We start from the raw sequence: 13,144 nt of genomic DNA on the forward strand, positions 1-13,144 counted from the left end.
TCCTCCATCGGTCCTGGCGGTAGCACCCGGGCCCCTGTCGGGCGGGTTGCTGCGGCGTCGTCGAGCCAGGTCTCTCGGCCGCTCTGGATGGTGTTCCCTGTCATGAGACCACCGGCCCGGGCGGAACGCCAACTCCGTTCCGTGGCCGGCCGGCCGTCGGCCCCGGTGCTGGGCACCGTGGCCGACGGGCGGTCATTCCGCGGAGACGGGTGTCAGCACGCCGGCGACGAGCGGGTCGTCCGTGGTCTTCAGGTATTCCTCCAGGCGGGGGTCGGAGAACACCTCGATGAGCTTCTGCGTCTCTGGGGTGTCCGCGAACTGCGTGCCGACGATGAGCCGAGAGGCGAAGGTCCTGGGCGGGTCCGGGAACAGGATGCCCTTGTCCCGGCCGACCTTGCCGGCGTCGAAGAGGTTGGTGTAGCCGATGGCGACGTCCACGGAGTCCAGCGTGCGTGCCATGGACAGCAGGTCGATCTCGGTGAACTCGAAGCCGCGGGGGTTGTCCACCACGTCCTTCAGCTTGGCGGTGCGCGGCTCGATGTCCGGGTCCAGGGTGATGAGTCCCTCGCGGTCGAGCAGCCACAGCGCCTGCCCCTGGTTGGCCAGGTCGGTGGGCACGGCCAGCGTGGCACCGTCCGGGAGTTCCTCCACCGAGTCGTACCGGGTGGAGTACAGCCCGAAGGCCCACTGGTAGAGCTCGATGGTGGGGGTCAGCTCGAAGCCGTTGGCATCGGCCACCTGCTTCATGTACCACTGGTGCTCGAAGATCGTGGCGTGGATCGACCCCTCGGCCACGGCGCGGTTGGACTGGACGCTGTCCTCGATGCCCACCGCCTCGATCTCCACGCCGTGGTCGGGCGCGATCTCCTCGGCCACGAAGTCGAGGATCTTCTCCTCGCCGGCCATGGCGGGCTCGTAATGCACGCGCAGCGGGCCGGTCACCTCGGAGGTGGCCGCACCGGAGGCGGCCACCGCCGGGCGGTTGGACTGTTGGATGACCACGATGCCCAGGACGAGGGCGATCACGGTGGCCAGGGCGGCGATGCTCCAGGGCAAGGCGGCACGCTGCCGGCGCAGCGTGAAGCCGTGGGCGTGTTCGGCGGACGGAGTGCTCATGATGCTCCTTCGGGAAGTGCGACGACGGTGACGCGGCATGGCGGGCCGGGCGTCGGGAGGGCGGTGGTGGCACGAGGCCGTGCGGGCCGGTGCAGGGCGCTCAGCCCAGTCGGCGGCGCCGGCGGCACGGCCTTCAGGGGCGGGCCAGGGCGTGGGCCACCCGGTCGCCGATGAACTGGACGACCTGGACGGTCACGATCAGCGCGATGATCGTGGCGAGCATGACGGTCATGTCGAAGCGCTGGTAGCCGTAGGTGACCGCCAGGTACCCGATGCCGCCGGCGCCGATGGTGCCCGCGATGGCCGAGTACTCGATCATCGAGATCGTGTTGAGGGTGACGGCCGAGGCCAGCCCCGGCAGCGCCTCGCGCAACTGGGTCTGCCGGATGATCTGTCCGGTGGAGCTGCCGGTGACGAGGCCCACGGCCATGTTCTCGCGGGGTAGGTCGTTCAGCGCGTTCTGCACGAGGCGCGCGAAGAACGGGATGCCGGCGATGGTCATGGGCACGATCGCGGCCGCGATGCCCAGGGTGGTGCCGGTGACCCACTTGGTGAACGGGATGATGGCCGCCATCAGCACGAGGAACGGCAGGGATCGGCCCATGTTCACCACCCAGCTGAGCGCGCCGTGGAGCCGGTCCCGGGGGAACAGCCCCCGCGGGGAGGTGTTGTAGAGCAATACCCCGGTGGCCCCACCGACGAGCACGACCATCACCATCACGATGCCCACCATGGCCCAGGTCTCGCCATAGGCGGGCAGCAGCAGTGACGGCAGGTCCGCCCACGGCGTGTCCGTCACGAGGGGCTGCGAGGACTCCGTCGTCGCACTCATGCGACCACCTCCAGTGGGGTCTCGTCGTGGGTGGTGGACCGGGCCGCGTCGTCGCGCAGCCGGGCCTGGATGCCGAGGCGGTCCAGCGCCTCGATCGCGGGACGGTACTGCTCGGAGTGGATCCCGACGACGGCACGGCCCAGGGCGATGTCCCCGCGGGCCTCCACCGTCCCGCCGAGCAGGGCGAGGCGGATCCCGTGGTCCACGGCCAGCCGGGTGAACCACTCCGGGTCGACGGCACCGTCCCGGTAGGCGAGCTCGAGCGCGAGATCGAACCGGGGCGGCAGCGGCAGTGCGGAGACCGGCAGGAGCTGGTGGCCGACCGCCGAGTCCTGGTCGGCCACGAGCGAGGGCAGGGACCCGTACTCGGACAGCCGGCCGTCGGACAACGCCGCCACCTGGTCGGCCACATGGCGGACGACGTCCATCTCGTGGGTGATCAGGATGATGGACAGGCCCAGGTCGCTGCGCAGCGAGGCGAGCAGGTCCAGGATCTGTGCGGTCGTCTCCGGGTCCAGCCCGGAGGTGGACTCGTCGGAGAGCAGGATGCGCGGCCGCAGGGCCAGCGCGCGGGCGATGCCCACCCGCTGCCGCTGGCCACCGGAGAGCTGGCCGGGATAGGCGTTCGCCTTGTGCAGCAGACCGACCCGGTCAAGCAACTCGGCGACTCGGTCCTCCATCTCGTGCTGGACCACGCCCAGGTTGCGCAGGGGCAGGGCGACGTTCTCCGCCACCGTGATCCGCCGCAGCAGGGCCGAGTGCTGGAAGATGGTGCCGATCGCCCTTCGGGCGGAGCGCAGTTGCCGTCCCCGCAGGTGGGAGAGGTCCCTTCCGTCGACGAGGATCTCTCCGCTGGTGGGTTTCTCCAGCAGGGAGATGCAGTGCGAGAGGGTGGTCTTGCCCGCACCGGACGGTCCGACGACGGCCGTGATGGTGCCCTCGGGCACGACCAGGTCAATGCCCTTGAGGACCTCGACCGGCCCGTCGTGTCCGGCATAGGACTTGTGCAGGTTCCTGATCTCGATCACCGCTCCGCGCCCCCGCTCATGGCGAGCGCGCCGATCCGGAAGCCGGACCCGCGGTGGTTGGCGGGGAGCCGGTCCCCACGTCCGAACAGCTTGTGGCGCAAGGTGCCCTCCTCGTAGTCGGTCGGATAGGCGCCCCGGGCCTGGAGTTCGGGCACCACGTACTCGACCACGTCCTCGAAGGTGCCGGGGGTGATCGCGTAGGCCAGGTTGAAGCCGTCCACGTCGGTCTCTCGGGCCCAGTCGAGGAGCTCATCGGCCACCTGGGCCCCCGATCCGACGACGACCGGACCGAAGCCGCCGATGCCGACCCACTCGGCGAGGCGGCGGACGGTCCAGGGCTCGTCGTCACCCGCAGAGGCGCGGAAGGTGTCGACCGCCGACTGGACGGCATTGGTCTGGACGTCATGGCCGATGACGTCGTCCAGGCCGTACTGCGAGAAGTCGATGCCCATCCACCCCGAGAGCAGGGCCAGGGCCCCCTGGTGGTCGATGTACGAGGCGTAGTCCTCGTGCTTGGCCTGCGCGGCGGCCTCGTCCGGCCCGGTGATCACCGTGAGCAGGGTGTAGACCTTGACGTCGCCCGGCTCCCGACCGGCCTCGATGGCGGCAGCACGGATCCCGGTCACGGCCTGCGCGAGCCTCTGCCGGGTCGGGGCGGCGACGAAGACGCACTCGGCGTTCTCCCCGGCGAAGCGCAGCCCCCGCGGGGAGGTCCCGGCCTGGTAGACGACGGGCGTGCGCTGGGGGCTCGGCTCCGTGATCGCGATGCCGGGCACGGTGAAGTGGGCACCGGCGTGCCCGATCTCGTGCACGCGATCCGGGTCGGTGAAGACGCTGGACCGGCGGTCCCGCACCACGGCGCCGTCCTCCCACGACCCCTCGAGCAGCTTGTAGACGACCTCGAGGTATTCGTCTGCGTGGTCGTAACGGTCGTCGTGGGCGGCCTGGTCCCGCTGCCCCATGTTGCGCGCGGCCGAGGGAAGGTAGCCGGTCACGACGTTCCAGCCGACCCGGCCACCGGTCAGGTGGTCCAGCGTTGCCAGGCGGCGGGCGAAGGGGTAGGGATGCTCGAACGCCGTTCCGGCGGTGATCCCGAAGCCCAGGTGCTCGGTCACCGCGGCCATCGCGCTGACGAGGAGCACCGGGTCATTGACCGGGACCTGCGTCCCCGCGGCCAAGGTGGCCCGGTTCGAGGAGCCATAGACGTCGTAGGTGCCCAGGACGTCTGCGATGAACAGCCCATCGAAGCGGCCCCGCTCGATGACCTGGGCCAGGTGTGTCCAGTAGGCAATGGTGTTGTACTCGGACGACCGGTCGTCCGGATGCCGCCACAGTCCGGGGGACTGGTGGCCCACGCAGTTCATGTCGAACGCGTTGAAGCGGATCCGTCTCGGGGCATGAGGGTGCATGGGAATGCACGTCCTTCCATCGATCCTGGCGGTAGCACCCTGGCCCCTGTCGGGCGGGTTGCTGCGGCGTCGTCGAGCCAGATCTCTCGGCCGCTCTGGATGGTTACGGATCCACTGTGGGGCCGTCCGGAGCCGGGGCGCCAACCGGGCGTCACACTCCGACGCGTACCGATCACCCCGCGCCAGGAACGCTGCAGGCTGCCCCGATGAGGGTCCAGCATGACGCTCCGTGACGTCACGTGACGCAGGCAGCGGTCCCCGCTTCCCGGGACGCCACGACACGCCGCCCAAAGCGGCATCGGTGGTGGCGGCGCCGTCCCGCACCTGCTTCACTATTGCCACCAACCATCCAGAGCGGCCGAGAGATCTGGCTCCGTGACGCCGCAGCAACCGCCCGGTCCCCGACCGGGAAACGGTGCTCATGCCAGAAGCGATGGAGAGTGATGATCATGACCGCCCTTGCCGAACCGCGCCTGGCCGCCGGCACGGGAGCCCGCGTGGGGTCACCCGGCAACGCCACGGCCGCGAGCCTGTCCGTGGAGTTCCGTGGCGTCGGCCGCTCCTTCCCCGGCCTCGAGGGAGAGCGCACCGTCCTGCGGGACCTGACCCTGGAGGTCGCCCCGGGCGAGGTGCTCGCCATCCTCGGCGCCTCCGGCTGCGGCAAGTCGACCCTGTTGCGGGCCGCGGGCGGCCTGGACACCGGGAACACCGGCGAGATCCTCATCGGCGGCCGGCGGGTCGCGCCGCATGACGCACGCACCGCCGTCGGGTTCCAGGAACCCCGCCTGATGCCCTGGCGCACCATCCACCAGAACGTGTCCCTGGGCCTGCCGCACGGAACCGGCCGCGCCGAGGGCCGCGAGCGCGTGGACCACCTCCTCGAGCTCGTCGGGCTGGCCGCCCACGCCGGGCACCGCCCGCGCGAGGTCTCGGGCGGCATGGCCCAGCGCACCTCGCTCGCCCGGGCCCTGGCGCGCCGGCCCGGCGTGCTGCTGCTGGACGAGCCGTTCGGTGCCCTCGACGCACTGACCCGGATGCGGATGCAGGACCTCCTGCTGGACATCCACGCGCGCACCGCCACCACCATCCTGCTCGTCACCCACGACGTGGACGAGGCCCTGCAGCTGGCCGACCGCATCCTGCTCCTCGGCCGGGACCACGCGCCGGACGCCGCCCCGGGTGCCTCCGCCCGCACCGTCCTCACGGTGCCCGGCGAGCGCCCCCGGGACCGCGGCTCGGCCGAGCTCGCCGCCCTGCGCTCCGAGCTGCTGGACGGCCTCGGGGTGGACGCCCACCGCCGCTGAGCGGCGGGCCCGCCCCGTCCGGCACCGGCTCCTCGGTCCGGGCCCCTCCACGGGCGGGCCGTCCGCGCCCGGACGGCCCCCCAACCTCCCTCCCGGCCGTGCTCCACGCCCGGCCGCCTCCTTCCGCGTTTCCCTGCATCACCGCAACCGTCCCGAAAGGCATCCCCATGCGCTCACGACTTGCCCTCTCCACCGCCGCCCTGGCCGTCTCCGCCCTCGCCCTGACCGGCTGCGTGGCCGGCGAGGGCTCAGGCGGCGGCGCCGCCCAGGCCGGGGCCTCCGGCACCGCCGGTGGCGGCAGCGGCGGCACCCTGGACATCGACTTCGCCACCTACAACCCCCTCTCCCTCGTGATCAAGGAGAAGGGCTGGCTGGAGGAGGAGCTCTCGGACGAGGGCGTCACCGTCAACTGGGTCCAGTCCGCCGGCTCCAACAAGGCCAACGAGGCGCTGCGCGCCGAGGCCATCGACGTCGGCTCCACCGCCGGCTCCGCGGCCCTGCTGGCCCGGGCCAACGGCACCCCGATCAAGACCATCGCCCTGTACTCCCAGCCGGAGTGGTCCGCCCTGGTCACCGGCCCCGACTCGGACATCACCGAGGTCGCGGACCTCGCCGGCCGGGACGTGGCGGCCACGAAGGGGACCGACCCATACTTCTTCCTCATCCAGTCCCTCGAGGAGGCCGGGGTGGACCCGTCCGAGGTCACCGTGCAGAACCTGCAGCACGCCGACGGCAAGACCGCCCTGGACAACGGCTCCGTGGACGCCTGGGCCGGCCTCGACCCGATCATGGCCGGAGCGGAGGCCGAGGGCGCGGAGCTGTTCTACCGCAACGTCGACTTCAACACCTACGGCTTCCTCAACGCCACGGAGTCCTTCCTCGAGGAATCCCCCGAGCTGGCCCAGACGGTGGTGGACGTCTACGAGAAGGCGCGCGCCTGGTCCCTGGAGAACCCCGAGGAGACGGCGCGGATCCTCGCCGAGGTCGCCGGGCTGGACGAGGAGGTGGCCACCACGGTCATCGAGGAGCGCTCGAACCTGGACGTGGACCCCGTGCCCGGGCAGGACCAGCTGGACGTGCTGGAGCGGGTCGGGCCCATCCTCGTGGAGACCGGCGACGTCGCCAGCCAGGACAACGTGGACACCGCCCTGGCCGAGCTGCTCGAGCCGGCCTACGCCGAAGAGGCCACCCGGTGAGCCGCGCGGCCTCGCCCGACCACGCCGTCCCGCCCGGCACGGTGGGCGCCTCGCCCGCGGCGGCGGGCACGTCCGTCCCGACGCCGGCCGCCGCCGGTCCGGCGCCCCGGTCCGGCAGGACGTCCGGTCACCGCCGCGGCGGCCGGACGGGGTCCGGCCCCGGCACACCCGGGATCCTCGGCACGCCGGCCGGACGGGCCGCCGTCGGGCTCGTGGTCCCCGTGCTGCTGGTGACCGCGTGGTGGGCGGCGACCGCGGCGGGAGTGTTCTCCCCCGTGCAACTGCCCTCTCCGGCCTCCGTGGTGCAGGCCGGCGTGCAGCTGGCCTCGGACGGCTCGCTGGGGCACCACGTCGCCATCTCGGTGCAGCGCGTGCTGCTGGGCTTCGCCATCGGCGGGGCGCTCGGCCTGCTGGTCGGGTCCGTGCTGGGGCTGTCCACGTGGGCCGATGCGCTCCTGTCCCCCCTGGTCGGGGCGGTGCGGGCGGTGCCGTCCCTGGCCTGGGTGCCGCTGTTGATCCTCTGGATGAAGATCGGCGAGGACTCCAAGATCACGCTCATCGCGATCGGCGCGTTCTTCCCGGTCTTCACCACCGTGCACGCGGCGCTGCGCCACGTGGACCCGCACCTCGTGGAGGCCGGGCGGGCGTTCGGCTACCACGGCCTGCGGCTGCTGCGCACGGTGCAGCTGCCCGCGGTGACCCCGTCCGTGTTCTCGGGCCTGCGGCTGGCCCTGGCCCAGGCGTGGCTGTTCCTCGTGGCCGCCGAGCTGATCGCCTCCTCCATGGGACTCGGCTTCCTGCTGACGGACTCGCAGAACAACGGGCGGACCGACCGCTTGGTCCTGGCGATCATCCTGCTGGCCGTGATCGGCAAGGCCACCGACGCCGTCCTGGGCCTCGTGGAGAGGTGGGCGGTCCGGCGCTGGACCTGACCGGCCCCGCCGCCCCTCCCCTCCTCCCCGCCCATGACTTTGCGGGCAGAAGCCACCGGTGGATTCTGCCCGCAAAGTCGCGTCCTAAGGGTACTTGCATACCCCTGGGGGTATCTTGCATACTGGTTCCGACCGAACCCGTCCGAGACCCCGCGGCGCGCCGCGGGGCCCGCCGCCCCAGGAGGCCCCATGCCCGAGATCACCATCACCGATGCCAACCAGCGCCGCGCCCAGGACCAGGTGCTCGACGTCCGCGAGGACTTCGAGGTCGTCGAGGGGATGATCCCCGGCGCCCTGCACATCCCCATGGGCCAGCTCGGCGCCCGGCTCGGCGAGCTGGACCAGTCCCGCCCCGTGATCGTCGTGTGCCGCAGCGGCAACCGCAGCGCCCGCGTGGCCGAGGCCCTCAACCAGGCCGGCTACACCGCGGACACCATGGCCGGCGGCATGATGGCCTGGCAGGGCTCCGGGCTGCCCACCGACCGGTAGTCACCGCCGGGAGGCCCGTCCCGGCCCTGACGAGGACGGGCGCCCGGACGCGGGGCGTGGGCGCACGTCCGGACGCGGGGCGTCACCCGGACACCTCCCGTTCCCGGACGGGTCCTAGGATGACCCGCGTGCAGCCCCGATTCACCGAGACGCCCGTGGACAGCGAGTCCAAGACCCTGCGCGCCGCAGGGACCTGGACCGGACGACAGCAGACGCGGGTGGCGATCCGCGGCTTCGCCTTCACCGTGGACGAGCCCGAGGCGATCGGGGGCCGCGACGAGGCCCCCACGCCCATGGAGTACCTCGCCGGCGCCGTGGACGCCTGCATCACGGTCACGATCGACCAGGCCGCCGCCCGGCGCGGCCTCGGGCTGACCGGGATCTCCACCTACTCCCTGGCTCGCCAGGACCGCCGCGGCCTGGCCGGCACCGCGGACGTCCAGCCCTACTTCCACGCCTACCGCCTGCAGGTCTGCGTCGGCACCCCCGAGACCGACCCGGCGGTCCTGCGGGACTTCGCCGCCGCCGTCGAGCATTCCTGCCCCGCCGTGAACCTGCTGCGGGACGCGAACGTGGACCTGACCGTGGCGTGGTCCTTCGCCGCGCGCACCGTGGCGCACGACGCCGAGGCCGCGTGCAACCTTGCCCTCGGCTATCCCGTGCCGAACGCGCCCGTGGGCGCCCCGGAGCCTGTCTTCACCTGCGAGGACGCGGACGTGCGCCGAGGGCCCGACGGCGGCGCACCGGCCGGGCGGGCCGGCGCCCCGGGCACTGCGGGCGCGGCGGACGCGGGCACTGCGGGCGCGGCGGACGCGAGGGTGCGCGCATGACCGCGGCGGGGCTGTGGACGATCGCCTTGGCCCTGGCCTACACCGCTTGGCTCGTGCTCGGCGGGCGGATCGTCACGCGCCGCCGGGAGACCGGCCGGGGCGGGTTCTTCGTGGGCGGCCGCTCCTTCGGGCCCTGGACGGTGGCGTTCTGCATCACCGGCCTGTTCTCCGGCTCGTCCTACATCGCGATCGTGGAGCTGAGCTACCGGACCGGCGTCTCGGCGATCTGGTACGGCGTCGCGGAGACGGTGCAGGTGCTGCTCATCGCGCTGCTGCTGGTCAAGCCCCTGCGGGAGCGGCTCGTGGTGACGGTGACCGGCATCATCGGGGACCGGTTCGGCCGGGCCGCCAAGGCCGTGGGCTCCGTCATCACCGGGCTCACCTTCCCCATGTACTCCGTGGCCACCACGATCGCCTTCGCCTCCGCGCTGTCCGTGGTGACGGACCTGTCCCTGCCGCTGTCCGTGGCCGTCACGGCCGTGGTGCTGCTGGGCTTCCTGTCCTCCGGCGGGATGCGCTCGGTCGGGTTCAGCCAGACCATGAACGTCGTCATGATCGGGCTGATGTTCCTCGTGGGGCTGTGGGCCCTGCTCGCCGAGCCGGGGCTGGCCGGCCCCGGCGGGCTGGCCGCCTTCGCGGCGGAGCGCCCGGAGATGTTCGACCCGGTCAATGCCGGGACCTCGCTGATCGTGGCGTGGTTCGGCACCTTCATCATCAACGTCCCGCTGGCCCAGGCCGCGTTCCAGATGTCGATGTCCGCCCGCACCCCGGCCGACGGCCAGCGGGGCCTGCTGCGCGCCGCCGTCCTGGGCGCCCCGCTGCTCGTGCTCGGCGTGCTCGTGGGGGTGGCCGCGGCGATCGTCACCCCGGGGGGCGCGCTGCCGCTGGTCTCGATCGCCGAGTACGTCACCGGCACGGTGCCGCCCTGGGCGGCCGGCGTGTTCTTCGTGGGCCTGTGGGCCTGCGCCCTGGGCTGGGCCGGGCCCTGCCAGTTCTCCGGGGCCACCTCGCTGGGCCGCGACCTCGGCTCCGCGCTGCACCCCGGGGCCACCGAGGCGCAGCTGGTGCGCTACACCCGGGTGGCGCTCGTGGGGCTCACGGTGGTCATGGTCGCCTTCGCCCTGCTGCGCACCGAGGAGTCCGCGTGGTGGAACGTCATGGCGTGGACCCTGCGCAACGGCGCCACGCTGGCCCCCGTCCTCGCCGCGTTCGCCTGGCCCCTGGCCACGCGGTCCGCGGCCCTCGCCGCCATGCTGGCCGGCTTCGGCACGGGGCTGGCCTGGTACGCGGCCTCCGGCTTCCACCCCACCGCGTTCCTGCTCGGGCTGCATCCCGTGTGGCTCGGGATGGCCGTGAACCTGCTGGCCATGACCGCGGTGACGCTCGCGCGGTCCGAGTGGCGCCTCGCCGCGCCGGGCCGCCGCCGCCAGCGCGGGGTGACGGCCCTGGCCGGCGCCGGGGTCCTCGTGGCGCTCGCCGCGGTCGTCTGGCCGTGGCTCACCGCGAACGGGATGACGGGCCTGCTGCTCGGCGCCGTGGCCCTGTGCCTGTTCTCCGCTGCGGTGCTCCTGACCGAGGGCACCGGGACCCGCCGCGCCGCCGGGGGCGCCCGGGAGGACGCAGGCGCGGTGGAGCCCTCCTCCGCCGCGCCCTCCCCGGGGACGGCCGCCTCGGCACCGCCCGCCGCGTAGCACGCGGTCACCCGTTTCGCGCCCGGGGCCGGACCGGCCGTACAGTGGAGTCGACCATCCCGAGCGGCCGAGAGATCTGGCTCCGTGACGCCGCAGCAACCCGCGGGACCGGCAGTGCGCCGGCCCGCCAGGTGCTACCGCCAGATTCGATGGAAAGAAGGTTTCCCGTGCCTGTCCACGCCTCCGCACCGACCGTTCCCGCCGCCCTGCCCGCTCCCCTGCCGGCCGCCGTCGTGGACGCCGCCGACCCCTCCGTCCACCCCGGCCGCCCCGCGGGACTGCTGCACGGCGGCCTCGGGGACGGGTCGCCCGTCCGCGAGGAGGACCGCCTCGCGTTCTGGGACGCCGCCGCCCGCCGGCTGGACTGGGACACCGAGTGGCACACCGTGCACTCGATGACCCCCGCGGACCCGGCGGCCGAGCGCGGCCCGGAGATCCGCTGGTTCGAGGGCGGGCGCCTGAACGTCGCCGCGAACTGCGTGGACCGCCACGTGGCCGCCGGGCGCGGGGACAAGGTGGCCCTGTACTTCGAGGGCGAGCCGGGCGACCGCCGGGCCGTGACCTACGCCCAGCTGCAGCGCGAGGTCAGCAAGGCGGCCAACGCCCTGCTGGAGCTCGGGATCGGGAAGGGCGACCGCGTGGTCGTCTACCTGCCGGTGCTCGTGGAGACGGTCGTCATCACGCTGGCGTGCGCCCGGATCGGCGCCGTGCACTCGCTCGTGTTCGGCGGCTTCTCCGCCGAGGCGCTGCGCTTCCGCGTGGAGGACACCGGGGCGAAGCTGCTGGTCACCACGGACGGCCAGTTCCGCCGGGGCCAGGCCGTGCCGGTCAAGGCCAACGCGGACGAGGCGGTGTCCGGGGACAACGCGATCGAGCACGTGCTGGTGCTCGACCGCACCGGCCACACCGAGACCGGGGACGGGCCCGGGCAGATCTCCTGGACCGAGGGCCGGGATGTGTGGTGGCACGAGCTCGTGGACCGCCAGCCGGACACCCACGTCCCGGAGGCCTTCGACGCCGAGACGCCGCTGTTCATCATGTACACCTCCGGCACCACGGGCCAGCCCAAGGGCCTGGTGCACACCTCCGGCGGCTACCTCACGCAGGCCTCCTGGTCCCACGACTACCTGTTCTCGAACCCGGACGCGGAGCAGCGGGAGAAGGACGTGCACTGGTGCACCGCGGACCTGGCCTGGGTCACCGCGCACACCTACGAGATCTACGGGCCGCTGTCCAACGGCGTCACGCAGGTGATCTACGAGGGCGTGCCGAACGCCCCGCACCCCGGCCGGCACTTCGAGGTGATCGAGCGCTACGGCGTCACCAGCTACTACACCGCGCCCACCCTCGTCCGCTCGCTCATGGGCTGGTTCCCCGAGGGCATCCCCGCGCAGTACGACCTGTCCTCCATCCGCCTCGTCGGCACCGTGGGCGAGGCCGTGAACCCGGAGGCGTGGACCTGGGCCCGCACCCAGGTGGGCCGGGACCGCCTCGCCGCGCTGGACGCCGCCCTGCAGGCCGAGACCGGCGACGCCGGCGCCCGGGTGCCGCGCGACGGCTCGGTGGGCGTGCCCATGGTGGACACCTGGTGGCAGTCCGAGACCGGCGCCACCGTGCTCTCCCCGCGCCCGACGGACGAGCGCTTCAAGCCCGGCTGCGGGTCCCGCCCGCTGCCGGGCGTGGACACGGCCGTGGTGGACGACGACGGAGCCGCCGTCCCGGCGGGGGTGCAGGGCAAGGTGGTGGTCACCCGCACCGGCCCGGCCATGGCGCGCACCGTGTGGGGCAATCCCGCCCGGTACTTCAGCTCCTACTGGAAGGACTACGCCGAGCAGGGCTGGTTCCTGGCCGGGGACGGCGCCAAGCTCGACGAGGACGGGGACACCTGGATCCTCGGGCGGATCGACGACGTCATCAACATCTCCGGGCACCGGCTGTCCACGATCGAGATCGAGTCCGCGCTCGTCTCCCACCCGCAGGTCGTCGAGGCGGGGGTCTGCCCGGTGCCGGACGCGAAGACCGGGCACGCCGCCGTCGCCTTCGTGGTGGCCCGCGAGGGATACGGCGCCGCAGGCGGGGACGTGGCAGGGGCCGCCGAGGAGCTGCGCCACCACGTGGGCCGCGCGATCGGCCCCGTGGCCAAGCCCCGCGACGTGGTGTTCGTGCCGGACGTGCCCAAGACCCGCTCGGGCAAGATCATGCGGCGCCTGCTCACCCAGCTCTTCGAGGGCACCGCCCTGGGGGACACCACGAGCCTGCAGAACGAGCCGTGCGTGGGGCAGATCGCCGACGTCATGGCCCGCCGCCGGGGCTAGTC

Annotated in this window: 11 protein-coding genes and 4 riboswitches; of the genes, 7 read left to right on the top strand and 4 right to left on the bottom strand. The window is 73.0% G+C overall.

Going from position 1 to position 13,144, the window contains the following annotated elements; translation table 11 throughout:
* Position 1 precedes the first annotated feature (1 nt).
* A riboswitch (SAM riboswitch) is annotated at positions 2–94 on the bottom strand.
* Positions 95–192: 98 nt separating this feature from the next.
* The 4 genes from E7744_RS13590 to E7744_RS13605 form a co-directional block, all read right to left on the bottom strand.
* Positions 193–1,116 carry a MetQ/NlpA family ABC transporter substrate-binding protein gene (locus E7744_RS13590; RefSeq protein ID WP_137774580.1) on the bottom strand — a complete coding sequence of 308 codons (924 nt, stop codon included), beginning with the start codon at positions 1,114–1,116 and terminating at the stop codon, positions 193–195.
* Positions 1,117–1,249: 133 nt separating this feature from the next.
* Positions 1,250–1,948 carry a methionine ABC transporter permease gene (locus E7744_RS13595; protein WP_137774581.1) on the bottom strand — a complete coding sequence of 233 codons (699 nt, stop codon included), beginning with the start codon at positions 1,946–1,948 and terminating at the stop codon, positions 1,250–1,252.
* Positions 1,945–2,976 (bottom strand): methionine ABC transporter ATP-binding protein, encoded by a 1,032-nt coding sequence (locus tag E7744_RS13600; RefSeq protein ID WP_137774582.1) that lies wholly within the window; start codon positions 2,974–2,976, stop codon positions 1,945–1,947. The genes E7744_RS13595 and E7744_RS13600 overlap by 4 nt, the downstream gene beginning before the upstream one ends.
* Positions 2,973–4,385 (bottom strand): LLM class flavin-dependent oxidoreductase, encoded by a 1,413-nt coding sequence (locus tag E7744_RS13605; RefSeq protein ID WP_137774583.1) that lies wholly within the window; start codon positions 4,383–4,385, stop codon positions 2,973–2,975. The genes E7744_RS13600 and E7744_RS13605 overlap by 4 nt, the downstream gene beginning before the upstream one ends.
* A gap of 13 nt (positions 4,386–4,398) precedes the next feature.
* A riboswitch (SAM riboswitch) is annotated at positions 4,399–4,491 on the bottom strand.
* 236 nt (positions 4,492–4,727) lie between these two features.
* A riboswitch (SAM riboswitch) is annotated at positions 4,728–4,825 on the top strand.
* A 9-nt stretch (positions 4,826–4,834) separates the two neighbouring features.
* Between E7744_RS13605 and E7744_RS13610 the strand changes: the two genes are divergently transcribed.
* From E7744_RS13610 to E7744_RS13640, 7 genes are all read left to right on the top strand, one after another.
* Complete coding sequence (locus E7744_RS13610) at positions 4,835–5,689, top strand: ABC transporter ATP-binding protein (protein WP_137774584.1); 855 nt, start codon at positions 4,835–4,837, stop codon at positions 5,687–5,689.
* A 167-nt stretch (positions 5,690–5,856) separates the two neighbouring features.
* A complete protein-coding gene (locus E7744_RS13615) occupies positions 5,857–6,885 on the top strand; it encodes an aliphatic sulfonate ABC transporter substrate-binding protein (RefSeq protein ID WP_137774585.1) in 1,029 nt (342 codons plus the stop codon).
* A 173-nt stretch (positions 6,886–7,058) separates the two neighbouring features.
* Positions 7,059–7,817, top strand: a complete 759-nt coding sequence (locus E7744_RS13620; RefSeq protein WP_137775065.1) for an ABC transporter permease — start codon at positions 7,059–7,061, stop codon at positions 7,815–7,817.
* 189 nt (positions 7,818–8,006) lie between these two features.
* On the top strand, positions 8,007–8,306 hold the full coding sequence (locus E7744_RS13625; RefSeq protein WP_137774586.1) for a rhodanese-like domain-containing protein: 300 nt from the start codon (positions 8,007–8,009) through the stop codon (positions 8,304–8,306).
* Between the two features lie 128 nt (positions 8,307–8,434).
* Entirely contained in the window at positions 8,435–9,136 is a 702-nt protein-coding gene (locus tag E7744_RS13630; protein ID WP_168199829.1) for an OsmC family protein, read from the top strand.
* Complete coding sequence (locus tag E7744_RS13635; RefSeq protein ID WP_137774588.1) at positions 9,133–10,827, top strand: sodium:solute symporter; 1,695 nt, start codon at positions 9,133–9,135, stop codon at positions 10,825–10,827. Before E7744_RS13630 ends, E7744_RS13635 begins: the two co-directional genes overlap by 4 nt.
* 51 nt (positions 10,828–10,878) lie before the next feature.
* Positions 10,879–10,983, top strand: a riboswitch (SAM riboswitch).
* Positions 10,984–10,994: 11 nt separating this feature from the next.
* Positions 10,995–13,142 (top strand): AMP-binding protein, encoded by a 2,148-nt coding sequence (locus tag E7744_RS13640; protein WP_246858460.1) that lies wholly within the window; start codon positions 10,995–10,997, stop codon positions 13,140–13,142.
* Positions 13,143–13,144 lie beyond the last annotated feature (2 nt).

Origin of the sequence: Citricoccus sp. SGAir0253, from assembly GCF_005877055.1 — a bacterium.
In the GTDB taxonomy this organism is placed as follows: domain Bacteria; phylum Actinomycetota; class Actinomycetes; order Actinomycetales; family Micrococcaceae; genus Citricoccus.

Coding starts and splice junctions, on each gene's coding strand:
- E7744_RS13635 (WP_137774588.1), top strand. CDS start 9,133: ATGACCGCGGCGGGGCTGTGGACGATCGCCTTGGCCCTGGCCTACACC.
- E7744_RS13590 (WP_137774580.1), bottom strand. CDS start 1,116: ATGAGCACTCCGTCCGCCGAACACGCCCACGGCTTCACGCTGCGCCGG.
- E7744_RS13625 (WP_137774586.1), top strand. CDS start 8,007: ATGCCCGAGATCACCATCACCGATGCCAACCAGCGCCGCGCCCAGGAC.
- E7744_RS13605 (WP_137774583.1), bottom strand. CDS start 4,385: ATGCACCCTCATGCCCCGAGACGGATCCGCTTCAACGCGTTCGACATG.
- E7744_RS13615 (WP_137774585.1), top strand. CDS start 5,857: ATGCGCTCACGACTTGCCCTCTCCACCGCCGCCCTGGCCGTCTCCGCC.
- E7744_RS13610 (WP_137774584.1), top strand. CDS start 4,835: ATGACCGCCCTTGCCGAACCGCGCCTGGCCGCCGGCACGGGAGCCCGC.
- E7744_RS13595 (WP_137774581.1), bottom strand. CDS start 1,948: ATGAGTGCGACGACGGAGTCCTCGCAGCCCCTCGTGACGGACACGCCG.